Origin of the sequence: Sulfurimonas sp. (assembly GCF_050296975.1) — a bacterium.
Lineage (GTDB): Bacteria > Campylobacterota > Campylobacteria > Campylobacterales > Sulfurimonadaceae > Sulfurimonas.
This window is the reverse complement of the sequence record NZ_JBNKRX010000023.1, coordinates 158,724-181,698: the sequence shown is the minus strand read 5'-3', so window position 1 is coordinate 181,698 and position 22,975 is coordinate 158,724. Positions and strand designations below refer to the sequence as shown.

21 protein-coding genes are annotated in these 22,975 nt (G+C 33.4%); 3 read left to right on the top strand and 18 right to left on the bottom strand.

Annotated elements, in window-relative coordinates; genetic code table 11:
* Positions 1-118: 118 nt before the first annotated feature.
* Together ACQY56_RS07105 and ACQY56_RS07100 are read left to right on the top strand one after the other, a co-directional pair.
* Positions 119-2,047, top strand: coding sequence for a hypothetical protein (locus ACQY56_RS07105; RefSeq protein ID WP_428737229.1), 1,929 nt, complete (start codon positions 119-121; stop codon positions 2,045-2,047).
* 77 nt (positions 2,048-2,124) lie between these two features.
* The gene (locus tag ACQY56_RS07100; RefSeq protein ID WP_428737228.1) at positions 2,125-3,222 is read left to right on the top strand and encodes a M35 family metallo-endopeptidase; all 1,098 of its coding nucleotides are present in this window, start codon (positions 2,125-2,127) and stop codon (positions 3,220-3,222) included.
* A 126-nt stretch (positions 3,223-3,348) separates the two neighbouring features.
* Here ACQY56_RS07100 and ACQY56_RS07095 read toward each other — a convergent pair whose 3' ends face one another.
* From ACQY56_RS07095 to ACQY56_RS07080, 4 genes are read right to left on the bottom strand one after another with little or no spacing between them, the layout of a single operon-like run.
* On the bottom strand, positions 3,349-3,897 hold the full coding sequence (locus ACQY56_RS07095) for a HyaD/HybD family hydrogenase maturation endopeptidase (RefSeq protein ID WP_428737227.1): 549 nt from the start codon (positions 3,895-3,897) through the stop codon (positions 3,349-3,351).
* Positions 3,898-3,941: 44 nt separating this feature from the next.
* On the bottom strand, positions 3,942-4,640 hold the full coding sequence (locus ACQY56_RS07090; RefSeq protein ID WP_428737226.1) for a cytochrome b/b6 domain-containing protein: 699 nt from the start codon (positions 4,638-4,640) through the stop codon (positions 3,942-3,944).
* 11 nt (positions 4,641-4,651) lie between these two features.
* The gene (locus ACQY56_RS07085; RefSeq protein ID WP_428737225.1) at positions 4,652-6,400 is read right to left on the bottom strand and encodes a nickel-dependent hydrogenase large subunit; all 1,749 of its coding nucleotides are present in this window, start codon (positions 6,398-6,400) and stop codon (positions 4,652-4,654) included.
* A complete protein-coding gene (locus tag ACQY56_RS07080; protein WP_428737224.1) occupies positions 6,400-7,626 on the bottom strand; it encodes a hydrogenase small subunit in 1,227 nt (408 codons plus the stop codon). The genes ACQY56_RS07085 and ACQY56_RS07080 overlap by 1 nt, the downstream gene beginning before the upstream one ends.
* A 211-nt stretch (positions 7,627-7,837) precedes the next feature.
* Between ACQY56_RS07080 and ACQY56_RS07075 the strand changes: the two genes are divergently transcribed.
* On the top strand, positions 7,838-9,211 hold the full coding sequence (locus tag ACQY56_RS07075; RefSeq protein ID WP_428737223.1) for an NAD(P)/FAD-dependent oxidoreductase: 1,374 nt from the start codon (positions 7,838-7,840) through the stop codon (positions 9,209-9,211).
* Here ACQY56_RS07075 and ACQY56_RS07070 read toward each other — a convergent pair.
* The 14 genes from ACQY56_RS07070 to ACQY56_RS07005 form a co-directional block, all read right to left on the bottom strand.
* The gene (locus ACQY56_RS07070; RefSeq protein WP_428737222.1) at positions 9,208-10,467 is read right to left on the bottom strand and encodes a nickel-dependent hydrogenase large subunit; all 1,260 of its coding nucleotides are present in this window, start codon (positions 10,465-10,467) and stop codon (positions 9,208-9,210) included. The two genes, ACQY56_RS07075 and ACQY56_RS07070, sit on opposite strands and share 4 nt — an antisense overlap.
* A complete protein-coding gene (locus ACQY56_RS07065) occupies positions 10,460-11,335 on the bottom strand; it encodes a hydrogenase (protein ID WP_428737221.1) in 876 nt (291 codons plus the stop codon). Before ACQY56_RS07065 ends, ACQY56_RS07070 begins: the two co-directional genes overlap by 8 nt.
* An 11-nt stretch (positions 11,336-11,346) precedes the next feature.
* Positions 11,347-11,952 (bottom strand): TetR/AcrR family transcriptional regulator, encoded by a 606-nt coding sequence (locus ACQY56_RS07060; protein WP_428737220.1) that lies wholly within the window; start codon positions 11,950-11,952, stop codon positions 11,347-11,349.
* 16 nt (positions 11,953-11,968) lie between these two features.
* Positions 11,969-15,034, bottom strand: coding sequence for an efflux RND transporter permease subunit (locus tag ACQY56_RS07055; RefSeq protein ID WP_428737219.1), 3,066 nt, complete (start codon positions 15,032-15,034; stop codon positions 11,969-11,971).
* A 37-nt stretch (positions 15,035-15,071) separates the two neighbouring features.
* Positions 15,072-15,770, bottom strand: coding sequence for an efflux RND transporter periplasmic adaptor subunit (locus ACQY56_RS07050; protein WP_428737218.1), 699 nt, complete (start codon positions 15,768-15,770; stop codon positions 15,072-15,074).
* A complete protein-coding gene (locus ACQY56_RS07045) occupies positions 15,767-17,002 on the bottom strand; it encodes a TolC family protein (RefSeq protein WP_428737217.1) in 1,236 nt (411 codons plus the stop codon). The genes ACQY56_RS07050 and ACQY56_RS07045 overlap by 4 nt, the downstream gene beginning before the upstream one ends.
* Positions 16,999-17,595, bottom strand: coding sequence for a TetR/AcrR family transcriptional regulator (locus tag ACQY56_RS07040; RefSeq protein ID WP_428737216.1), 597 nt, complete (start codon positions 17,593-17,595; stop codon positions 16,999-17,001). Before ACQY56_RS07040 ends, ACQY56_RS07045 begins: the two co-directional genes overlap by 4 nt.
* A 210-nt stretch (positions 17,596-17,805) precedes the next feature.
* Positions 17,806-18,183: a RidA family protein gene (locus ACQY56_RS07035; RefSeq protein ID WP_428737215.1), complete on the bottom strand. Its 378-nt coding sequence runs from the start codon at positions 18,181-18,183 to the stop codon at positions 17,806-17,808.
* 117 nt (positions 18,184-18,300) lie between these two features.
* Positions 18,301-18,699 (bottom strand): thioredoxin family protein, encoded by a 399-nt coding sequence (locus ACQY56_RS07030; protein WP_428737214.1) that lies wholly within the window; start codon positions 18,697-18,699, stop codon positions 18,301-18,303.
* A gap of 1 nt (position 18,700) precedes the next feature.
* A complete protein-coding gene (gene dapE / locus ACQY56_RS07025) occupies positions 18,701-19,801 on the bottom strand; it encodes a succinyl-diaminopimelate desuccinylase (RefSeq protein ID WP_428737213.1) in 1,101 nt (366 codons plus the stop codon).
* A 2-nt stretch (positions 19,802-19,803) separates the two neighbouring features.
* Entirely contained in the window at positions 19,804-20,601 is a 798-nt protein-coding gene (gene trpC, locus ACQY56_RS07020; protein WP_428737212.1) for an indole-3-glycerol phosphate synthase TrpC, read from the bottom strand.
* Positions 20,598-21,884, bottom strand: coding sequence for a tetratricopeptide repeat protein (locus ACQY56_RS07015; RefSeq protein ID WP_428737211.1), 1,287 nt, complete (start codon positions 21,882-21,884; stop codon positions 20,598-20,600). Before ACQY56_RS07015 ends, trpC begins: the two co-directional genes overlap by 4 nt.
* Positions 21,877-22,257, bottom strand: a complete 381-nt coding sequence (locus tag ACQY56_RS07010; protein ID WP_428737210.1) for a YkgJ family cysteine cluster protein — start codon at positions 22,255-22,257, stop codon at positions 21,877-21,879. Before ACQY56_RS07010 ends, ACQY56_RS07015 begins: the two co-directional genes overlap by 8 nt.
* Positions 22,245-22,940, bottom strand: a complete 696-nt coding sequence (locus tag ACQY56_RS07005) for a tRNA1(Val) (adenine(37)-N6)-methyltransferase (RefSeq protein WP_428737209.1) — start codon at positions 22,938-22,940, stop codon at positions 22,245-22,247. Before ACQY56_RS07005 ends, ACQY56_RS07010 begins: the two co-directional genes overlap by 13 nt.
* Positions 22,941-22,975: the final 35 nt, after the last annotated feature.

Here is a 22,975-nt window from a genome sequence, read left to right as displayed (position 1 = left end):
TTACCCTGCGGGCAATTCATCGGCTCATTTCAAACGTTAGCACTGCACAGTAAAAAAGGAAAATACAATTAATAAACTAGAAACATTTAAAAAACTTGATATTGAAAATAACATTGAGATGATTAAATCAAGCAATACTACTGAATTGAAGAATTTATATCATGAGATCAAAAGAAATCAAATTTTTAATATTAACAATCCAAGTGAATTTAAAAGTAAAATTGATTTTTTACAAAAATTCAATATTAGATTAAAAGAAGTAGATACTTTTTTTGAGTTTAAAATGTATTTTGAGTATATTGAAAATATTTATTTGACAATGAATGAATTTTATGTAAAATTTAATGATTTTTATACTTCATTAGAAAAACAAGACAAAGTAGAACTTTTCGTAAACTATCTTTTTGCATATTTTAATCATCTTACACAAGAATTATTATTAATAATTGACAATTATAGGGAAAATGAAAATTTAAATAAACTTTTAGATACAACTTCTTCATACTCTATTCCTAATAAGGACAATAACTCTATTGATATAGACCAACAAATAGAATTTATAGCTGAATTTATGCAAACAAATATATCATTTTTTAAGTATAAATCTAAAATAGATGAAATTTTAATTAAACCATATTTTCATAATGATGAAAGTATAGAAAAAGAATTTATTAATTTTTTTCAAGATGATAATTTTAGTATATTAAATTCCTTTAGTATTTGGAAAAATGCTATTGAATGTATTGATTTAATTAATTTATTTGATTGGAATATATCAAAGTTACAAGATAGTAATAATACTGAGTATTTAATAAAGCCAAAAAAAGAACAAATGAATATTTTTATTAATAAAGAATTTGGCTATTTTCTCTATTTAAATTTAAAGCATATGAGAATGTCTATGCAGTATACTAAAGAAATTATACCTCTTGTAGAAAAAAAAGATATGATTGGAATTGTTCAGCTAGAATATGAGTACATAAAAAATATTTTTGAGAATGAATACTTTATAGAATCTAAAATTTTTAATCAAAAAATAAATAATTTTTGTCTTGAAGCATATATAAAATTTTATCTTATCTATAGAACATATTTTTTTTATTTTTATAATAATGAAAAAAATGAAACAGCATTTATTGTTAATTGGGAGTTTTTCCTAAAATTATTCATAGCTAGTTTTAAGGTATTTGAAAATATTGTTAATATGAAAAATGAAGAAGAAGTAAAAAGCTTTTTTGAAAAGTCTTTAGATTTTTACACAAATAATGGTGATGATTTTTTTAATTACCCATTTTTCAAATATGACTTTATGACATATGCTGTGCCAATAACCATAAAATATGCCAATACTCCTAGATTGTTTGTGGAACGGTTTGATGATATTATTTCAAAGTTTTCAGAAAAAGGAAAAACATTAGAAGAAAAACTTTTGCCAAGTGAAAAAACTTTAAGCTTTAGAAATATTGAAATGAGAAAAAATATTAAATTGAAAAATGGAAGTATAACAATAGGTGAAATAGATTTATTGTTATTTGATGGGCATAATTTAATTATTTCAGAATTAAAAAATCAAAAAATATATTATGGTTATAAACCAATGTATCAAAGAAAAAAAGACCTAAAAAAAGCTTCTATTCAACTAAATAGAATAGAAAATTACATTATAAAAAATAAAACAAAGTTATCAAAAAAATTAAATATCAATCTACATGCTGTCAAAAAAATCATACCAATAATTATTACACCTTTGGATGAGTTAAATAACCAAAAAATTGATAACTGCCTTGTAGTAAATTCATTACTTGTAAAATCATATTTTGAATATGACCATTTTGCAATAAGAGAATTTGGTATGGATACAAATAATGTTGTAAAAAGAATGTACTTCAATGAAAAGTATATAAACTTAGATGATTTTATTGCTTTTATTAGAAGTAATAAAAGTATAAAACTTTTGAAATTCTTTAAAGACAAAAAGATTGGTAACAGTGTAGTTTTCCAAAAAGGCAATATAAAGTTTTCAAGAACATTAATGAAAGTAAGATAATGCTAACAAAGCCTAGCAACGAACACTTAGAGGTGTCGTTGTAGTCAAACGTTCTACTACATAAAAAAGGATTGATTATGGCACTGGAAATTAAATTATCACACTCAAAAACTAATAAGATAAAAGTTACTCTAACTAATAAATATGCTTATTCTATAAAATTACTGAAATGGAATACTCCTTTTGATGCTATTGTATTAAATTGTTTTGATATAAAATTGCAAGATGAAGAGCCCTGTAAATATAAAGGACCTTATGCAAAACGTATTTTTAAAAAAACTAAAAGTACAATTGAAATTAAATCCAAGGAATCAATCACGCAAGAAATAAATCTAAGTGATTTCTATCACCTAAATGCCGAAGCCTTATATAGTGTGAGCTTAAAATATAATGATGTTTTAGTAATAAAAGGTGAAAAGAAATCAAAACTAGATGATTTTAAGCCAATAAAATTAAAATCAAATATCGTTAAAGCACATTTATATCCAACAAATAGAATCAATAAATATTTTAATAAGATTAACAATAATACTATTCCAAATAAAAAAAGAATTAAGACAATAGATGCTATACCTTCTTGTCCCCCAAATAATATTTGTTATCTGTCATATAATGATGGTGGTGAATGTTATCGAACAAAGTATTTAAGTTTTCCAAGAATTTATCCTAATAACAATTCACAAACATATATTTTAAAAAATGACTACCTTAATTTAAACAAAAAAGAAATATTAAAAAAAATTAAAATAAAAAATGATAGTTTATATAAAAAATGGTTTGGAGTATATAATAATACAAGATCGAGTCATGTAAAAAAAGTAATAAATGGCATTTTTTCAAATAGAATATGTAAAAACTTTGAAATGTTTATTACGAATACAAATTGTGAAGATGATACCATTGCTTGGTTTTGGCCATCTCCAGATATAAATGAATATTATCACCGATTAGGTGTTTGCTACAAGAACTATTTTAAATTAAAATCAAACGGATTTAATAGTAAACCAGGAACATTAGCACACGAGTTATCTCATGGATATGGAAAAACAAATAGTAATTTAAAAGAAATTTATGGGATTAAAAACTGTCAAAACTTAGCAAGAAAAACCCCTGAATACGCTATCAGAAATGCAGATAACTATCAATATTTTTTAGAGGAATATTTAAACTTTTAATATAAAATAAATGCAATTCATTTATTTGAGGAAAATAAGGTCACTTTACAGTTATTAAGACTTATATCGTATAAAGTTATTTAAAATATACAAGTGATATCATTACCTTCTTTTGCAATTTTCCTGTTAATTTACAACCATAGCCTCAGCACTAGGGTTTGCGTACTTCTCCAAGATCACTTCAAGTGGTACATGAGTTTCATTTTTTTTGTATGCAATCCCACTATTTTTTACTTCATCCATTGTAACAGTTATGAAAGCATCGAACTGAGCTTTTAACTCGTCTGTTAAACCAACTCCGACAGTGAGTATATCTTTTGGGACTATCCCTATGATGTTTACATCTGCCATTTTTTCTAGGAGTGAACATATCTCTAACATCTCTACGATCTCAACTTCGTGTGCAGTCTGTTTGTAGCTTCCAAGCCCTAGTAGTTCTTCAGATGGGAGATTATAAATCGAGCCTACACTGTCCTCGATCGTAAGTGTATCTAAGATGATAACTTTGTCATACTCTTGATAGTATGGCATTAGTCCAAAGCCAAGTACTCCGCCATCGACTAATGTCACATCATCTTCAAATGTGTAGTTTTGCTCTATGTATTTACTCGCATAAACACCAATACCCTCATCTTGGAATATAATAGTCCCTGCACCAATTATAGCTGTTCTCATAAAACCTCACACATATAATAACGCAAATAGAGTCTAAGCTCTATTTACGATTTTTCGTTTGCAAATTTGCTTCCACCAAAAGCGATCGCGATGTCGCCCTCTTGCCAGAAGATAGTTCTCCACACTTGGTAGTAGATGTGAAACATCGTCCAAGCGATGATAGCATACATTGAGTAATGGTGTGCAATTCTTACATCCATAAACGTTCCACCAGTTACACCCACAGTCCAATCAGTAGCAACATGTAAAAGTGTTGGCCACCATGTTCCTATAGAGCTTTGCCCACTCTCTAAACCGTGAACATAGAGTTGTAACCCTGTAAAAAGCATCCACAGTAACAGTAAGTGAAATACGAAAAAATACACCGCATTAAAACTATCTGCTTGTGAAGAGTCAAACTTTTTCACACGGTTAAATGTTATAAGGTTAAGCACAACTGCTATAAATACCAAGATATTCTTTGGTGTTGGCAGTAACTTTTTATACGCTTTTTCAAAACGTGAGAAAAAGTATAAATACGCAACAACAATGCTACTCACATCAAAGATGATAGCTACTATAAAGTGAGCTAGTCTGTTGTACGCCATTACATACTTATCTGCCGCAGGATCAGCGATGAAACTTTGATAATAAGGATGCCCTATATATAGTCCAGTAACTACTGCTACAACCATAGAGATAGCAACCACCCAGTGGTTGATCCTCATAGCAGCCGTCATTCTTTCAACTTTTTTACGACTCATAACTGACTCCTTTATACAGCGCAGCTTGTTCCGACTTTAAACTGTGCGAGTTCTTTGCCTTTTGTGTCAACTATATGCACAGCACACGCTATACATGGGTCAAAACTGTGTATAGTTCTTAGTATCTCTAGCGGTTGTTCTGGATCAGCTACTTTTGTACCTATAAGTGCAGCTTCATATGCACCCATACGGTTTTTATAATCCCTTGGAGCCGCATTCCAAGTTGATGGTACTACTGCTTGATAGTTCTCAATTTTTCCATCTTTTATAACTACCCAGTGACCTAAACCTCCACGAGGAGCTTCAGCCATTCCAAAACCTTTAGCATCTTTACTTACCGCATCAAAGTCAAACTCAGTCCAAGTACTGTGATCACCAGCTGCAACGTTGGCTGCTAGTTCATCTACCCATCCCATCATCACATCTGCCATCAAGTTTGTCTCGATAGCACGAGCAGCTGTACGACCAACAGTTGAGAAGATCACCGATGCAGGTGCAGCTTTTCCAAGACCTAGAGTATTTCCAAGTTCAGTTAAGAAATCAGTTGCGTATTTTGTGATGTTTGGATCTTTTGCAGCAAGACCAACAACTACACGTGCTAATGGTCCAACTTCTACTCTTGTATCATCATAAAGTGGTGACTTGATCCATGAGTATTTTTCATTTGGTTTGATGTACGCATTTCCATCCGCTTTTTTCTCCATACCTGTGTAGTGTGGATTTGTCACACCATCAAATGGATGTAAACCTTTATCGCCACCACCTGTATACCAAGAGTGAGAAACATCCTCTGTGATCTTCTCTTGCTCTAACGGATACAATGTACTTAGATCACCATTTAAAACCACCCCTTTAGGGAAAAGCAGAGCTGAAGTGTAAAAACCTGTATCGTCAAGTCTAAAATCACCATAACTCATGTAGTTTTTAAGACCTGCTCCAGTTCCATCTAACGCTTCATCTGCATACACGGTACCAGCCATCAAAACATCTGGCATATAAGCATTTTTCACAAAGTTTCTTGACTTGTTCAGTATAGATTTAAACTCAGCTATACGTGCAGGGTTTTGAATATCTTGTACACATGTCACACCACCAACTACAAGTGATTGAGGGTGTGGCATTTTTCCACCAAAGATTGCCATCATTTTTGCCATATCTCTTTGCATATCAAGCGCTTGAAGATAGTGTGCAACAGCTATAAGGTTTTGCTCAGGAGAGAGTTTATAGTGTTTATTGCCCCAGTATGCATTTGCAAAAATACCTAGACGACCTTGCGCTACAAACTTCCCTACACGCTCTTGTATAGCTCTAAGCTCCCCCTCACCTGCACCATGTGGAGTATTGCTCCATTTTAGTGCTTCTTTAGCAGCTTTTGCAGGATCAGCTTTGAGTGCTGATGTAATATCTACCCAGTCAAGTGCATGGAGATGATAAAAATGCACAACATGATCGTGTACATACAATGCACCTTGGATAAGGTTACGAACAATTCTTGCATTTTTAGGGATCTTCAAGTTAAACGCGTGTTCAACCGCTTCAATACTTCTTTGGTAATGAGTCCCTGTACATACACCACATATACGCATAGCAAGTAACCCTGCATCTCTTGGATCACGCCCTTTTAAGATGGCTTCTATACCACGAAACATTCCAGAACTTGAATAGGCATCTTTTACAACACCATCATCGCCAATGACCGCCTCTATTCTTAAGTGTCCCTCTATTCTTGTTATCGGATCAACTATAATATGCTTACTCATTACTCATCTCCCTCTCTTTTTCCAGCTATCGCACTTGCTGCTGCATGAATACCTATACCAATACCAGCTGCTGTAAGTAATCCTAAACCAAACTCATCAACTGTTTTCTCAACGCCACCTGTTGGAGCTTTGTAGTGAGTATCTGCCATTGGTCGCTCTTGTGCGTACTTATCCCAAAATTGTGGTTCAGAACACCCTATACAACCATGTCCAGCACCAATTGGCCAGTTTGTACCACTATTGTAGCGTACGATTGAACAGTTGTTAAATGTCATAGGACCTTTACAGCCCATTTTATATAGACAGAAATTGTTTTGTGCACCAATATCACCCCACTCCTCTACAAACTCACCCGCATCAAAATGCGCACGTCTTTCACAGTTGTCGTGGATTCTGTATCCAAATGCAAATTTTGGACGGTTTAGATGATCTAACTCTGGAACTTGACCTGTTAATACAAAATGTAAGATAGTTCCTGTAATGTTTGCAGGGTTTGCAGGACAAGCAGGGATGTTAATGATCGCTTTACCGCGGATAACATCTTGAACACCAACTGCACCTGTAGGGTTTGGAGAAGCTGCTGGAACACCACCAAATGTTGCACAAGTACCAACTGCAACAACTGCTGCACTATCTGCGGCCACTCGTTTTAAGTGTTCTTCAAAAGTTTCCCCTTTGGCACCAATCGTACACCATTCACGTCCAGCACCCATAGGGATAGCCCCCTCAACTACACAAAGGTACTTGCCCTTAAATGTCTTCATCGCCTCTTCTAAATGCTCTTCTGCTTGATGACCAGCAGCAGCCATAAGTGTTTCATTAAACTCTAAAGAGATAGTCTCAAGTACTAGCTCATCGATCGTAGGCGCATCACTTCTTAAAATTGCCTCTGAATTACCTGCACAATCTTGCAACTCTAACCATATAATAGGTACACGGTTCATAAGTTCTGCCGCCTGTGCAACAAGTGGTGTAAAACTAGATGGAAGCATCAACGCAGCACATGCAGCACTTGCCCACTTCATAAAGTCACGCCTAGAAACACCCTCAGCCTCTAAAACTGAAAGAACGGATGTGCGAGAAGCAACCTCGCTCTTTTCAAGCTCTTGTAAACGCTGTGTCATCATCTCCATTAAAGACTCATAATAAGCCTCTCCACGGTTCGTATTGACGCGTGAACTTTTAGCACTAAACATCTTTGCCAAAGATTCTCTTTGTTCTACCATAATACACCACCTTTGCAAAATTTAGACATCGTCTATAAAAATGAATACTCATTCAGTATTTCAATTGTATGGGAATGAAGCTTTAAAATTACTTAGAAACTTAAAAATGGATAAAAAAAATTTATATTCAAAAAATATGAATACTAATTCAGTTTTTACTAAGAAATAGACTAGTACAATTGACGATATATCACAAAATAAAGGCGTAATAATGAGCTTATCAAGAAGAGATGCCCTCAAAGTCATAGGATTATCACCCGTTGCAGCTACTATGCTACTGAGTGCAAAACCTACTGATATACAAGCGAGTGAAGATGTAAGTGGAAAAGTACTTATAGTTGGTGGAGGCTCGGGGGCTATCATGGCACTCTCTCGTGTACACCGTGCCATAAAAAATCCAAATATAACTATAATAGCACCAAATGAGATACACCTCTATCAACCAGGACAAGTATTTGTTGCGGCTGGTGAAATGACTTTTGATGATCTGATTTTACATAATAGTGCATATATCCCTGATGATGTAGAGTGGATAAAAGATGAAGTTGCATCCTTTAATCCAAAAAACAATAGTGTTACAACACGCGCTGGAAAAGAGGTTAAGTATGACTATATGATTGTAGCAACTGGAGTTATCAACCGTTTTGATAAAATAGAGGGTTTAAATGAAGAAGATATAGGGACAAATGGCATCTCTTGTGTATATCTAAGCGATATGGAAAAAGGAACTGCTCGTGGAGCAGTTGAGATGAAGAAATGGTTCGATGAGCTTAAAGAAAAAGCCAAAACAAAAAAACAAAAAGTTGTCTATACACAACCTGACAGCCCTATCAAGTGTGGTGGTGCTCCACAAAAAATGCTTTATTTGAGTGCTGATTATTTAAAAGAAGCAGGACTTAGTGCAGACTATCAGTTCTATACTGGTTTAAAAACACTCTTTCATCTACCAGAAGTAGCTACTGCGCTTGAAAAAGTACAAAAACAATACGATACAATCACCTCAAACTACTCCCACTTTTTACAATCTTTAGATGTAAAAGGGAAAAAAGCTACATTTATACATGCCTATGAAAAAGAGACATATGATGAAGATTTTGGAGAGACTATAAAAGAGAGTATTTCAGACGAAGTTGTTGTAGAGTATGACTTTTTACATGTAGTGCCACCGATGAGCCCACCTCTTGCACTAATGGACTCTGACCTTATAAATGGTATGGGGTGGTTAGATGTAGATAAGTATACATTGCAACATAACAAATATACTAATGTTTTTGGCATCGGCGATGTGTGTGGTATCCCTATGGGAAAAACAGGAGGAAGTGCAAGACACCATGGACCGATCCTAACAGATAACCTTATAGCTGTAATGAAAGGAAAAGATCCAAAAGAGAAGTTTGATGGCTATACAGTGTGTCCTTTAAAAACTGAGTACGGCAAAATACTGATGGCAGAGTTTAACTACGAAGGACCAAAACCAACGATCCCATTTATGGATATAGATGAACCTCGCTGGATGTGGTGGGCATTTGATCTGTATATGCTCAAGCCAATGTATAAATACTTAATGCTTCCTGGGTATTTTTAGTGAGTAGTGCAAACTGAACACACATCAAAACTTTTAAAACAAAGCTCGGCTAAGCTGGTGTCTTTTAAACCCAACATAGATTTTTGTGCTACACCTGGGTTTTGTTTTGTGCCATTGCCAAGATTCCATTGTGTGGGTGTTATCATTTCATAGTTTTGGATGAGTCCATCTTTTAACTCTACTTTATGTATGAGTGAACCACGCGCTGCTTCAACGGCACTTGCTCCACTTCCTGTGAGTTCTTCTATTGAGATTTTTGGTTCTATGTAAGAGGGTTCGTCCAATTGAATACAAGTTAATAGTTCTTTAGAGTGATGCAGTAGCTGTACGGCTTCACATACACGTGCTAAAACTCTGCTAAAGAGACTATCACCATAGCGTCTATGTGCATCTTTTATCAGTGCTTTTTTTCTAACCATTGCACGAGCTAGTGGACCTACTTCATAAAACTTCTCTTTAAAAGTTACATTTTTTGCAAAAGAGTTTTCTATACTCTGTTCTTGAACGTCATCTATACTTATATGATGATTTAACCTTGTTTTTAAAGACTTTCCGCGTTTAAAAAAACTATTCTCTCCAAATACAATAAAACGATCATAACTTTTTGCTAACTCTTCCCAGTTATTGTCTTTAATCTCATTTAATAAATTTGGCAACTCTCCAGCAGTTTCTAAAAGTCGTTCGATAGAATTACATGTTAAAAAAGCACTTGAATCTGCCAACACTATATTTTCTTCAAAAAAATTGATAACACTCTGTATATAATTTTGTACTTGTATAAGCTCTAAAGCAGTAGGTGAGCTAATAACTCCACCAACAATCGCGTATGAGTTGTGTGGATACTGCCCTGCAAAAGTTGCTATCGCTTTTGACATAATATTTGAAGCATAGGCTGCTTTTAAAACCTCTTGCTTTTTTCCAAATAATGGGTACAGTGTAAGATAAAACCATTTGACATGACTTTGGATCAGTTCAAAATTGAGAGTAAGCTCACGGATGATTTTTGCTTTTTGAGAGAGTTCAATATGCTCATAACAATCCTCTAGAGCTTGAACAGTTGCTATTAAGTGTGCATGATTACAAATACCACATACTCTAGGGTTTATAACAAGTGCATCAAGAGCTGGACGATTTTTCAAAATATTTTCAATACTTCTCGTTGAAAAAAATTCTATATCTACAAAATCAATCGTATCTTGATTAAAAGAAAAGTTGAGTTTAGCTTCCCCTTCTATCTTCTCAATAATTTTAATCATCTAAAATCCTTTTGTAAAACCGCTCAATTTTAAACGCTTTTGCCACCCCTGCTACACCTAAGTATGCACGTTTTGGTACACCAAGTGGTAAAAACTCTGGAATTCCCATATTTTTCTTCGTTGCAAAAAGATTCATTTTTGGGAAAGTTGGTTCACTACACCCTACACAAGGGTGCCCTTCACGTGTTTTAGAGTTTACTTCATTCCATAGAATTTTGTTACAACTGTTATGTGTGTATGGTGCTTGACATCCGTGATCGTAGTACATACATCCCTCTAAACTACCATATGTGTAATTATCTACTTTATACTCAAAATATTCGTTTCTTACACATCCATTATGGACTGTAAAACCATAGAACTCTTTTGGGCGTAAATACTGATCTAGATGTAGAGAAAATGAGTTTTTTATACTGTAAAGAGCCGTTGCCAATACCTCTGGCTGTATGGGACATCCAGGCAAAGAGATGGTTTTATGAAAAAAACTACTATAGTAGTTGATAGGCTCAGCTTTTTTAAAATGAAGCCCTGTTGCATTTTTTTGACTTTGAGCAAAAAGCCCTCCAAAGGTTGCACAAGTTCCTACTGTTACAACTTTTTGTGCAACTTTTGCATATTTATTTATAAGTGTTTTTATAGATGTATTGAAGCGTTCAAACTCTGTTGCGATTGCACCTTCAATAATTAAAATATCGCATGGTACATCTTCACAAACTAAATCTTTTAATGTGTATGATGATTCTAAAACTGGATGATAAGTAAATTCAAAATTTTCTAAAAATTGTTGTAGGTTTGGATAGTTCAAAAAGCTATGAGCATTACCATTACATGAGATAGCACTTAACCATACAACTGTGCTTTTACTCATTGTATTTTCCTTTATTTTGAAAGTGCTCGATAGATATTTTCAGTTATATCATCAACATACGCATCTAGCTCTTTTGGCAAGATATCTTCCCCTTTTAGAAAGACCATACCACCTAAGTATCCCATAAAAAGGCCAAAGGCACTAAAGAAATCCTGATCTCTTAGATCACCACACTTCACCCCCTCTTCAAAATAGATCATAATCTCTGTGACAAAGTCGTTTACACATACCATCCCCTCACAATCCTCTTTAAACACTTCACGAGTTGAAAGATAAATGCGAAGAAAATAGTCTATCATCTCTGGTTTTAAAATTGCAGTTTGAAAATAGATTTGTATAATTTTTTTTGTTTTTTCTTTTGTAGAGATATCTTCTTCATTTATAACACGAATTTTTTGTCCAAGATAGGCTGAAATATATCTGATGATCTCTTTTGCTAAAATATCTTTTGATTTAAAATAGTTGTACATATTACCAACACTCATCTTCAAAGCTGCTGCAATATCTGGGATCGTTGTAGTATAGAACCCTTTGTTAGCAAAGAGCTCTAATGCTTTTTGCATTATCTGCTCTTTTTTTTGTTGTTTCTTTGGAGTTAATTCGTTTTGTTGTTTCATAAGAGGAATTATAACACTAATTCACTTCATATTTTTCAACAGTGTTCACTTCTCCTAATTCATAAAATTTTCTAAGTTTTTTATCAAGTGGAGATATAAGTCTATAGATAACAGGAACAATAAAAAGTGTCAATACCATAGAACTTACTAATCCTCCAATAATTGATGTTGCCATAGGTGCGTTATTTTCACTACCAATACCATTTCCAAAGGCTAAAGGAAGCATCGCAAAAATCATGGCAAATGTTGTCATCAAAATTGGACGTAATCTTTTTTCACCCGCTTCAATAAGTGCTTGTTCAACCTCTTTTCCCTCTGAAAGTGCATGATTTGCAAAATCAACAAGCAATACTGCATTTTTTCCAACCATTCCCATCAGAAGCATAAAACCAATCATTACAAAAAGGGAAAATTGTAATCCACTCAGATAGAGTGCAAACATCACACCAATTATACTAAGAGGCAATGCAATCATTATAATAATAGGCTGAATTAACGACTCATATAAGATAGCTAAAATGATAAACATCAAAATAATTGAAAGCCCAACTGCTGCACCAAAAGCTTTACCAGTTTTTTTCATCTCTTCAGCAAACCCAGTAAATCTATAAGTAACACTTGGTGGCATCAATTCATCTATCTTTTCTTGCGTGTATTGCACTGCTCCACCTAGATCAAGCCCAAAAAGATCAGCATACACAGTTACTTGTCTTTGTCGATCAAAGTGGTTGATTGTTGCTTGAGACTCCCCTTTTTTGATATCTACTAAACCATCTAAGAAAACTAGTTCCCCATCTTTTGAACGAAGTTGAATCTTTTTCAACTCATCTATACTTTTTCGGTGAACATCATCAAATCGAAGTGTAATGTTGTATTGTTTTCCATTTTCTTCAAAATACGAAATCTCTAAATCACTTGAAAAAGCAATCGCTATGGCATTTGCAATTTGCGAAGCACTAATACCTAAACGACTTGCATTTTCACGTAGTATGGTCATCTCGTATTGTGGTTTTGGATCATCGAGATTTGTATCTATATCTTTAAAGCCCTCTTTTTTCGAGAGATATTCAACTAGGTTTTTCTTTGCAGTTTGTAAATCTTCAAACGAGTCTGATTTTAAAACTATTTGATATGGAACACTTACTCCTGCACCTTTGATATTTGGAATAGCAGCAGCAGTTATAAACATATCTTTTGAATATTTCACTAAGCCATCACGAAAATTTTGAATAATCTGTTCCTGATTCAGTGTTCTTTGCTCTTTTGGAACTAACTTTACATATATGAGTGCTTTATTTTTCTCTTTTGCTGTGTTGTATCCAACGCTCAGTGTTGTAAACTCTACATCTTTATTTTCTTTTACAAACTTCTCAACTTCCTGAGATTTTCGTATCATCTCCTCTAAAGAAATTCCAGCTCTTGCTTTGAGTTTAATCTCAAACTCACTTTTATCCTCTTTTGGAATAAAGTCCATCCCAATTTTTGGAAACAGTGAAAGTGAAAATACAAACGTAAGTACAACAACAATGATTGTAATAAATTTAAAACGTAATGCTATTTTTAAAAAAGTAACATAGATGTTATCGATGAATTTTAAAAGAGGTTCAGTCATATTGTAAAACCAACTCTCCCCTTTTTTTATAACACGTGCACTAAAACTCGGGATAAAACTCAGTGCAATAGTGTATGAAATAATAATCGCAAAACCAACAGTCATAGCAAAACTCTCAAAGAATTTTCCAACTATCCCACTCATATTTGCCACGGGGATAAATACCGCTAAAAGCATAGCTGAGATTGCCAAAATAGCAAATGCCATCTCTTTTGTTCCGTAAAATGCAGCTTCAAGCTTACCCATACCAGCTTCAAGCCTTTTAAAAATATTTTCAATGACTACAATAGCATCATCAATGATAATCCCAATAGAGAGTGTTAAACCAATAAGTGTCATTTTATTAAGATCAAACCCCATAAAGTTCATCAAAGCAAATGTACCAAAAATTGCAATTGGGATAGAAAGTGCAGAAACCAATGTAATGGTAAAGTTTCGCAAAAATACAAAGATAATAATAGTTGCTAAAATTGTCCCATAAATAAGGTCAAACTTTACATGTTCAAGTGAAGCATGAATAAATGGCGTAGTATCTTGCAATGTCTCAACCCCAAAACGCTCCCCTGCCATTTTTTGCAATGATGGAACAACACTTTTTACACGTTCTACTACATCGATAGTGTTCTCACCAGAGATTTTTTGCACCTCTATCATCACCCCTTGTGTACCATTGTATGTTGCAAAACTACTAGGATCAGACAAAGTATCTTCAACCTGTGCTACATCTTTTAAACGCACACCATCTTTTATTTTTATATTTCTTAGTTGCTCTATCGTTAAAGCATCTGCTTTTGTTTTTAAAATAAACTCATTTTTCTCAGTGATAAGTTTTCCACCACCAACTTTTACATTTTCTACAGATACTGCACGATTAAGTTCATCTATGGCAATTTTATATCTGTTGAGTGCTTTAATATCTGGATAAATTTTTATCTCTCTATCTTTATACCCAATGATATTGACACCACCAACTCCTATAAGTTTTTGTATAGATGGTTTTACCTTTTCATCTGCAAACACCATAAGTTCTTGAATATTATCTTGTTTTGCAGTTAAAAATAGATTGATAACAGAAGCCCCACCTATATCTAACTTACTTACAAGTGGTGTTTGGGCATCTTTTGGTAACAATACAGCTGAAACTTTATCACGTACATCATTTGTTGCTTCATCTATATCACGCTCTAGTAAAAACTGCACCATAATGATGCTAATCCCCTCACTACTTGTTGAACTCATAATGTCTATACCACCGATGCGACTCAAAGCTTCTTCAAGTTTATCTGTCACTTGAGATTCTATGGTACTAGGCTCTGCACCAGGATAGACAGTTTTAATCGTAACCATTGGAAAATCAATATTTGGATATAGGGCTGATGGCATCGATTTAAAACTCATATATCCAAAAATAACTAATGTAAATACATACATCAAAGTTGTTATTGGACGGTTGATTGCTATTTTATACATATAACTTTTCCTTTTTATTTTTCAAGCATAAACTCGCTTATTTGATTTCGATATTTCCCTCACCAAAAAGCCCAACTGTAAAGTTCTTTACCTCTACTTCTGCTTGTACTTTTCGTGTTTTTGTATCTGCATGTGGGTAGACTTTAGAAATTGTCCCTGTGTATGTTTTTTTATCACCATCTACACTATAGGTAAATGTTTGCCCAACTTTGACAACATTGTTATACTTTTGATCAAACTCTAGAACAAGTTTTCTTGCACTTTGACTTTGAATTTGAAATACAGTTTTAAGCATCATTCCATTGACTGCATCGCCAACTTCAATATTTTTTGCAAAAATGACACCATCAAAAGGTGCTTTTAAAATCGTTTTATCATATGTAGCTTGTTGATAAGCCAATTGATTTTTTGCACTCTCATATTTGTTTGCAAAACTATCAAATTTTCCTTCATCGATAAGTTTTTTCACTTTTACCTGACGTTCATAATCTTTTTTTGCATACTTATATGTTGTTTTTGCACCCTCTAATAAAGCACTTGTGTCATCATTTTTAAGTTGTGCAAGAACTGCATCTTGTTTTACAACATCTCCAATATCTACATTTACCTTATCAACTACTCCACTCACTATAAAAGCCAAAGATGCACTCTGTTTTGCTTCAACACTAAACGTAGCATATACCTCTTGTGCATATGTAAAACCAAAAACCAATAATAAACTCAAAAATACTCTCATTGTAACTCCCCTTTTATATCTTTTCCACTATAGTAATAATAAAATGCATACGCGACCTCTAAATCATTTACACTGCTTTCATAAAGTGCTTTTGCACTCGTTTTTTGCGTAAGAGCATCCAAATAAACAACATAATCTACAATTCCAGCATTGTATTTTTCCTCTATTGTTTCAAATGCACTTTGTGCTGCTATAAGTGCACTCTTTGCACTTTTTATTTTTGAGTGCATTGTAATTATTCTCGTATTTGCTAACTTCAGTTGCATCTTTTGCTCTTTTGTTTGGTAGTTCATTTGTGATTGCAATGCTAAAGCATTTTTTTCCACAGCTTCTTTTGTTTTTGCGATTGCTCCAAAATCAAAAAGACGCATACCAATATTTACCATTAATGTATTTTGATTATCTAATGGATCAGCCCCCATAGCAGTTGCTACGGGGTCTTTTCTATCGTATTTGTTAATATTGTACGTATCTTCTATAGTGATGTTTGGATAGTAAGCACTCTCTATAGAATCAGCACTCTCTTTTAAAGCTTTTTGTTGTGCTTGAAGTGATTTTATTGCATCCAAGTTTTCAAAAGATGCTTGAGTTTTTATAAACTCAGACTTTTCAAGCGTATCTATATCTTGACCAACTTGGAGTGCTAATGACATTTTTAATGTTTGAATTTGCAGTTTTAAAGATTCCATATCGTATATATTTGTATCATACGATGACTGTAATCTATCAACATCATCTTTTGTCACAACTTTTGCTTCATAAAAACTCTTCACGCGTTCTAATTGTGCTTGTAATGATTTTTGTGCCTCTTCTCTTGCTAAAAGTGTCGCTTGAAGTGTTTGAATATTATAAAAGTTTTGCACGATGTTTAAAGAGAGAGATTTTTTTAATGCCTCTTTATCAAACTTTGAAGCACTTAACTCAAAACTTGCCATATCTATATTTGACTCTCGTTTGCCTCCATCATAAACGTTGTAGCTTAGTTTTCCAAAAGCACTATAAATATCTCCTGATTGAAATGGTGTTGGTTTATCTTGACGTTTATAATAAGCACCAATATCTACAGTGGGAAAATAACCACTCTCATAGGATGAAAGCATTTGCTCTTTTGCTTGTTTTTGATACTCTTTTGCTTGAAGTAAATCATTTTTCTTCTCTGAAATATCAAGTAACTCTTTTAAACCCTGTGCCTGAAGTAAAAATGGCAATGTTAAAACTAGTAATCTTTTCATTTTTTTACCTCTATTAATTTGAAAATTGCATCTACATAATTGCAAAGTTCCTTTTCTAAATCTATAGCATCTTTTGTAAGCGAACTTTTGATAAAAAAACCATCACCTGAAATAAATAAGCCTTGTGATAAGTTCATTGCTTCTGGGATCAATTCACCCTTATCTATTCCTTCTTGTATAAGACTTTCAAACCACTCTAAATATTTATGAAAAAGATATGTTTCAAGTGCAATCATTTGTGGATTTCCATCTATTAAAGAGATAGAGATAAACTCTTTATACAATTTTCTCAATTCACTATCTTCTTGATTATAAAAAAAACGGGCAAATACTTTTATCTTTTCTCGTGCAGTGTTGACTTGTTGCATCTGTTTTATTTTTCGTTCATCATGAATTGAAATTAAAATATTGACTATCTCAAAAATAATATCCTCTTTATTTTGGAAATACTCATATACAGTCCCTTTACCAACACCCGCTGTTTTAGCAACATCTGAAATAGTAAGCTGCTTAAAACCTTTCTCTAAAAAAAGATCTTTACATGCAAGAGCAATATCTTTTCTTTTTTGCACTTTATCAACTATGATTGCCATTTTTAGTACCCTTATTTTAATTGACCGACCAACGGTCAATTAAAATTGTAGAGTTTTTTATCTTTATTTTTTCTAAAAATATAACTATTTATAAATTTATTGATTCCATTTAATTGTACGATGAAGATTGTTTGAAAGAATTAAAGTGATAGGCAGTGCATTAAATCCACTGCCAAAGACAAAAGAAATTAGTTTTTTTATTTCACCATTCTATACCAAAGCGATGGCATCAATCTCAACAAGTGCATTTTTAGGAAGTGTTTTTACAGCTACAGTTGATCGTGCTGGTTTGTGCGTTCCAAATGCTTCTGCGTATATCTCATTTACAGTTGCAAAATCATCCATATTTGCTAAAAATATCGTTGTTTTAATAACTTTATCCATACCACTTCCAGCTTCGCTTAAAACAGCCTCTAGATTTCTCAGTACTTGAACAGCTTGTACCACTACATCTTCACTTAAGAGCTCATCACTTCCATCTGGTTTTAATGCAATTTGTCCCGATGTATATACCATCCCATTTACCGATACTGCTTGTGAGTATGGTCCTATCGCTGAGGGTGCATTTTGTGTTTGTATAAATTCCATATATTTTCTCCTTATTTACTAACTTGAGGTCTTCATGACCGTAGCTACGGCTACGCTTCAAAAAAGATTTTACACAATTTCATCTTTTTTTCTTCCCTCTGAGTTTTATTATAGTTACTAGAGATGACCTTCATCATCAAGTGCACTATCCATAAAAGCATCAAAGCACTCAACACCTCTATGACCCAACGACTCAAATAAAATCTTTTCATTCCCATCAACAAAATAGTGTCTTGGCACGGGTGTTGTTTCAAAGATTTTTGGTACTTCATCTCTATCGCGTGAGAGATGCACTACTATAAAATCTTTATTGAGTTTATCTTGAATAGCTCTATCTTGTAGAGTTGTATTTTCAAACTTTCTACACCACCTACAATTATCTGATGTAAGAAGTACATAGAGCACTTTATCCTCTTTTTTTGCTTTTGCAAGTGCTGCTTTATACTCATGTGTCCAGCCTAATTCAACACCAAACAAAGAGAGACAAAGTGTTAATAATAACAATATTTTTTTCATTTTATTTATTCCAAATCTCTATTAAAGTTGTAAAAACTGCATATAAGTCTTCAACCTCTTTGACTGAAGTTCTCTCATTGACGGAATGAATTGTGTCATTTTTTACACCAAACTCTACAACTTCTACACCAAAAGCAGAAATAAAACGTGCATCACTTGTTCCACCAGCAGTCGAGTACTTTGGTTTTATCGATGTTACACTCTGTATAGCTTCATCAATCTTTTGCACTATTTTTGTATCTGTATCTGTTTTAAAAGGGTATGAGCCTTGTGTAAGTTCAAGTTCGTAATCCATTTCACTGAGATACTTTTCAACAAACATTCTAATCTCATTTTGTGTAGTATTTGTGTTATTGCGTACGTTAAACATCATTTTGAGTTCATTTGGTGTTACATTTGTCACTTGTATCCCTGCGCGGATATCTGTGATAACAAACTTAGATGGTGCAAAATGCTCATCTCCATTATCTAAATCAACTCCAGCCATCTCTCCCAAAACTTTTGCAATCTGGTGTACTGGGTTGATGGCTTTTTCTGGATATGCAGCATGTCCTTGTTTCCCTTTTATCGTAAGGTAACCATTGATTGAGCCACGACGCCCTACTTTTATAGCATCTCCAAAACTTTTTTCACAAGTTGGTTCTGCTACAACACAAAAATCTGGTAACATATCTTTATCTCTTAGATACTCTAAAACTTTTACAGTACCATTGATAGCATCACCCTCTTCATCTGAAGTAAGCAGTATCGAGAGAGTTCCACCAAAATTTTGTGCCCCGCGAACAGCTTGTACAAAAGCAGCAACACCACTTTTCATATCTTGTGTACCACGTCCATAGATGTAACCATCTTGCTCTACAGCTTCATATGGATTTGTTTCCCATCCTTGCCCTGCTGGAACAACATCCACATGTCCTGCAAAACAAAGGTGTTCACCCTCACCAAACTTTTTATAAATAAAAAGATTTTTTACATCCTCTACATCAACTCTGATTACAGTAAATCCGGGTAAATAATCCTCTATAAAGAGTAATAATCCTCCATCATCTGGAGTTTCACTTTTTGAATTAACAAGGTATTTAAAAAGTTCAATTATCTGCAAAATTAGTTTCCTGCATTTCCATATTTTAATGTTTTTAAAGCTGCTTCTTCATCATCTTGACGCATTAAAGATTCACCAACTAAGAAAGCATCAACACCAGCTTTGGATAAATCTTTAAGTTGCCCATGCTCATAAATCCCACTCTCAGCGACAATGATTTTTCCATTTGGAATAAGTGGAATTAGTTTATAAGAGAGTTCCATATCCATCTCAAAAGTTTGTAGATTTCTATGATTGATCCCGATTATATCGCTTCCTGCATAAATGGCTTTGACAAGGTCAGCTTTATCATGTACTTCAACCAATGCTTCCATCCCCAAATGTCTTGTATACGCTAAAAGATCTTTTAATTCACCTTTTGAAAGTGCCGCAGCGATAAGTAAAATGAAATCTGCTCCATAAACTAAAGCTTCTAAAATCTGATATTTTGATACTATAAAATCTTTTCTAAGTAGGGGGATGCCAACATATCTACGAATCCCAGCTAAATAATCTAAACTTCCTTGAAAAAAATGAGGTTCAGTAAGAACTGAGATTGCACTCGCCCCTCCACGCTCATAACTTTGAGCAATAGATAGTGGATCAAAATTTTCACGAATTACACCTTTTGAAGGGGATGCTTTTTTTACCTCTGAAATGATTCTATATGGGTCTTGTTCTGTAGCACTTAAATATGGAAAAACATCTCGTGGTTGTCTTGCATTAAACGCTAAAGAGCGTCCAAGCCAATCCATTGAGTATTCTGCTTCCCTTTTTGCTAAATCTTCTTTTGTTTTTTTGATAATATCATCTAAAATCATTTACTACTTTTTCCTCTTTGAATTTTTAAACATTTGTTAATTTGATCTATATGGCTTTGTACTTCTGGATCGTCACCACCCTCTAAAGTTTTTACTTTAAGCATCAATTTTTTGGCTGTTTTACATTGTCCAAGTTTATAATATCCCCATGCTAAAGAATCTAGATAATATCCAGAATCCGGTTTTACTTTGAGCACTTCTTTGATATATTTCATCCCTTTTTTTACATTTAGATTGTGATCAATCAAGATATAACCCAAGTAATTTTTGTACAAAGTATCACTATTTTCTGCCACAACTTTTTCTAGTTTCGTAACAACATCATTTAAAATCTTTTTATCTAATTTCTCTTTGTGTGCTTCATACTCATAAATAGCACTTTGCCCAAGATAGTCGATAACTCCCTCTTGTTTATAAAAAGTATCTGCTAAAACACTCGCTTTTTTAAAATCTTTTGCTGAGAGATACAGTTGTAAAAGTAATTCATCATCTTCATTGCTCTCTTCTAAAAAATTCATCAAATGCACATAATCTCTTCGGTAACCATAAATTTGAATGATTTTTTTTGCTATCTCACTCTCTTTTGCTTGAGCATATTTTCTTTTATATACACTAAGTAAACCATCAATATCATTTTCATTGCTATATATACCTATAAGTCGTTCACAAATAACTTTTGTACAACCATGAACACGTGTATATGTTTCAAGCTCTGCTATAGCATCTTTTTTTCTCGAAAGATTTACGTATAAAATAATTGAAATTTTATCTAAAATTTTTTCATTGTGATTTTTTGCATATACACTCTCAAGATATTGCAATGCTTCATCATATTGATGTTTTTTTATATATATATCTGCAGTTAAAACATAATCTTCAGGTTCTTTTGTCTCTTTTGCTAAAGCGATAGAGAGTGTTTTTGCCTCCTCTGTTTTTCCAGATTCTGCAAGTGAAGCGATTTTAAGTCGTGCTAATTTTCTATCTTGAAGTGGTTCTTGTGTATATCTATCTACTGTTGAGATAACTTGTTCAAAATCTTTAGCAAGGTAACTGTCTTGTAATGAGCGATAAAAGTATTCTTTTTTTTGTGATTTATCATAAAGCTGGGCAAAAAGTTCCGCAGCAGTTTTATAACTTTGAACCTGTTCTGCTCGAAGAGCGTACATGATATATGTATCTTCTGCTTCAAATACTTTTTTATTTGATGTAGATACTACCTCTTGTTTTGTTGAACAAGCTATAAAAAACATTGATAAAAATATAAATAGAAAACTTCTATACATCAACTATCCCTGGACACTCTTGTTTTAGCTCATCAATTCTTGTTTTAAAATAGTCCCAAAATGGGAATGTTCTACATTGTAATGGACGTGCTTCATAGATTTGACATCCATTTTTTTGGGCATCATAAAACACACACTCATATGAGTCGCCTACTTTTTTCTCTCTAATAGAAAACTTATACCCTTTTTTAAATAAATATTTTATCGCAAATTCATTAATATCCATATTTATTAACTCTGCAATAGCAAATATCTCATCTTTTGTAACATAAATATAGCCACTCTCACCTGTACAACACCGCCCAGCACATGTTTCACACGCATGAGGATTAAAAGCGTAAGAGAAGCCCTCTTGTTTCATTAAATCTGACATTTTATACTCTGTGTATTGGCTTTTTTATAGATCGCTTTTGATTCATCGCTTTGTTCATCTTCTACAAAGCTGATAAATGGTGCCCAAACTTTCATAAGTGAACTTGATCCATTTCTTGCATGAATCATCACAATTGAAGCTGCACGATCTACTTTTGGATGAACAAAACGAACATCTACTACTCTCATTTTCACTTTTGCCAACTCTGCACATACAAGTCCAAATTGTGTTGCATCATAACAAAAAATAAAGTGCGACTTCGGCTTTAAAAGTTGAGAGACTTTTTTAAAAAACTCTTCCATCGGCAAATTGACATCATATCGTGCTTGAAAAAGCATCTCATTAGAACTTTTTTGTGCACCTGATGGGTAAAAAGGTGGATTGGAAATAATAAAATTATATTTTTCATCTACTTTTAAATCATTTAAGTCTGAGTGATATATCTTATACTTAATCTTATTTTCATGTGCATTTTTTTTCGCATACTCTACAAAAACTTTTTGCTTCTCAACTGCTTCAAGCTCAATTTTTTCATTATCCCTTGCTACTAAAAGTCCAAGAATGCCACACCCAGCACCAACATCTAGGATTCTCCCTTTTGGATTAAAGTTATTTATAAAATCATAAAGGAAAAGTGAATCGCTATTATAACAATACCCTGATTCTGGTTGGTGTAAAATCATCACTCTCCCTAAGACACACTTGTGATATAATTTTA

Coding starts and splice junctions, on each gene's coding strand:
- ACQY56_RS07105 (WP_428737229.1), top strand. CDS start 119: ATGATTAAATCAAGCAATACTACTGAATTGAAGAATTTATATCATGAG.
- ACQY56_RS07100 (WP_428737228.1), top strand. CDS start 2,125: ATGGCACTGGAAATTAAATTATCACACTCAAAAACTAATAAGATAAAA.
- ACQY56_RS07095 (WP_428737227.1), bottom strand. CDS start 3,897: ATGAGAACAGCTATAATTGGTGCAGGGACTATTATATTCCAAGATGAG.
- ACQY56_RS07090 (WP_428737226.1), bottom strand. CDS start 4,640: ATGAGTCGTAAAAAAGTTGAAAGAATGACGGCTGCTATGAGGATCAAC.
- ACQY56_RS07085 (WP_428737225.1), bottom strand. CDS start 6,400: ATGAGTAAGCATATTATAGTTGATCCGATAACAAGAATAGAGGGACAC.
- ACQY56_RS07080 (WP_428737224.1), bottom strand. CDS start 7,626: ATGGTAGAACAAAGAGAATCTTTGGCAAAGATGTTTAGTGCTAAAAGT.
- ACQY56_RS07075 (WP_428737223.1), top strand. CDS start 7,838: ATGAGCTTATCAAGAAGAGATGCCCTCAAAGTCATAGGATTATCACCC.
- ACQY56_RS07070 (WP_428737222.1), bottom strand. CDS start 10,467: ATGATTAAAATTATTGAGAAGATAGAAGGGGAAGCTAAACTCAACTTT.
- ACQY56_RS07065 (WP_428737221.1), bottom strand. CDS start 11,335: ATGAGTAAAAGCACAGTTGTATGGTTAAGTGCTATCTCATGTAATGGT.
- ACQY56_RS07060 (WP_428737220.1), bottom strand. CDS start 11,952: ATGAAACAACAAAACGAATTAACTCCAAAGAAACAACAAAAAAAAGAG.
- ACQY56_RS07055 (WP_428737219.1), bottom strand. CDS start 15,034: ATGTATAAAATAGCAATCAACCGTCCAATAACAACTTTGATGTATGTA.
- ACQY56_RS07050 (WP_428737218.1), bottom strand. CDS start 15,770: ATGAGAGTATTTTTGAGTTTATTATTGGTTTTTGGTTTTACATATGCA.
- ACQY56_RS07045 (WP_428737217.1), bottom strand. CDS start 17,002: ATGAAAAGATTACTAGTTTTAACATTGCCATTTTTACTTCAGGCACAG.
- ACQY56_RS07040 (WP_428737216.1), bottom strand. CDS start 17,595: ATGGCAATCATAGTTGATAAAGTGCAAAAAAGAAAAGATATTGCTCTT.
- ACQY56_RS07035 (WP_428737215.1), bottom strand. CDS start 18,183: ATGGAATTTATACAAACACAAAATGCACCCTCAGCGATAGGACCATAC.
- ACQY56_RS07030 (WP_428737214.1), bottom strand. CDS start 18,699: ATGAAAAAAATATTGTTATTATTAACACTTTGTCTCTCTTTGTTTGGT.
- trpC (WP_428737212.1), bottom strand. CDS start 20,601: ATGATTTTAGATGATATTATCAAAAAAACAAAAGAAGATTTAGCAAAA.
- ACQY56_RS07015 (WP_428737211.1), bottom strand. CDS start 21,884: ATGTATAGAAGTTTTCTATTTATATTTTTATCAATGTTTTTTATAGCT.
- ACQY56_RS07010 (WP_428737210.1), bottom strand. CDS start 22,257: ATGTCAGATTTAATGAAACAAGAGGGCTTCTCTTACGCTTTTAATCCT.
- ACQY56_RS07005 (WP_428737209.1), bottom strand. CDS start 22,940: ATGATTTTACACCAACCAGAATCAGGGTATTGTTATAATAGCGATTCA.